Origin of the sequence: Streptococcus infantis, from assembly GCF_047464215.1 — a bacterium.
Taxonomy (GTDB): Bacteria; Bacillota; Bacilli; order Lactobacillales; family Streptococcaceae; genus Streptococcus; species Streptococcus infantis_P.
This window is the reverse complement of sequence record NZ_JASHCG010000041.1, coordinates 1-893: the sequence shown is the minus strand read 5'-3', so window position 1 is coordinate 893 and position 893 is coordinate 1. Positions and strand designations below refer to the sequence as shown.

The 893-nt window shown below is 39.8% G+C and carries 1 pseudogene; it reads right to left on the bottom strand.

Annotated features, from left to right (window positions below):
* Nucleotides 1–5: 5 nt before the first annotated feature.
* Nucleotides 6–852 (bottom strand): annotated as a pseudogene (locus tag QM469_RS10535) (IS630 family transposase).
* Nucleotides 853–893: the final 41 nt, after the last annotated feature.

The following is an 893-nucleotide window of genomic DNA, read 5'->3' as shown; positions in this document are numbered from 1 at the left end:
TATAGTTATTTAGTTTTAAAAAAGCACTCTAATGATTCAAAGATATTGGGGACTTCCCTTAATAAATCTGTCACTTTCTTTTTCAAGATAGCCCAAGCCTGCTCAATAGGATTCAAATCTGGTGAATACGGTGGTAGAGGTAAGAAAAAGTGTTTATCTTGAATGCAAAGCTCATCCAAGATGTTCTTGGGATGAAAACTAGCATTGTCCATGACAATGACATGAGGGGTCTTCAAAGCAGGTAGAAGTTGCGTTTTGAACCACTCCACAAAGAAATCGCTCGCCATATTTTCCTTGTAAATCATAGGAGCTATAAACTCTCCGTCTACTTGTCCTGCAACAATTGAAGTCCGCTCAAAACGCCGTCCACTAATCTTTTCATAGACTTTCTCCCCTCTAGGAGCCCGTGCATAAGGACGATAGAGGTAGCGGTCGATTCCTGTTTCGTCAATATATACGACTGGTAAATCTTTTAGGCTATTCAAAATATCAAGAAACTCAGCGACTTTCTCAGGATCTTGTTCCTTAAAGCTAGTCGTCTTTTTTTAAAGTGACCTTAATCTGCTTTAAAGCTGCCCATACTGAAGGAACAGCACAATCAAAATGTGTCGCAATTTCCCGTAAAAAAGCATCTGGATGAGCCTCTACAAAGGCCTTCAACTCCTCCAAAGGAATCTTTCGGCTTTTGGCGACTCGCTTTTTCCGCTCTAAGTGTCCTTGTTCACGTAATTTCTTTTCCCATGTGAAGAGAGTTCTGACGCCAACATCAAAAACTTTGGCCGCCTCGACATGGCTGTGTCCCTCTTTGATGTAATCTAATGCTCGTTGTTTAAAATCTGTACTATATGCCATGGCTTTATTATAACATGTATTTTATAAACTAAGTGACTATA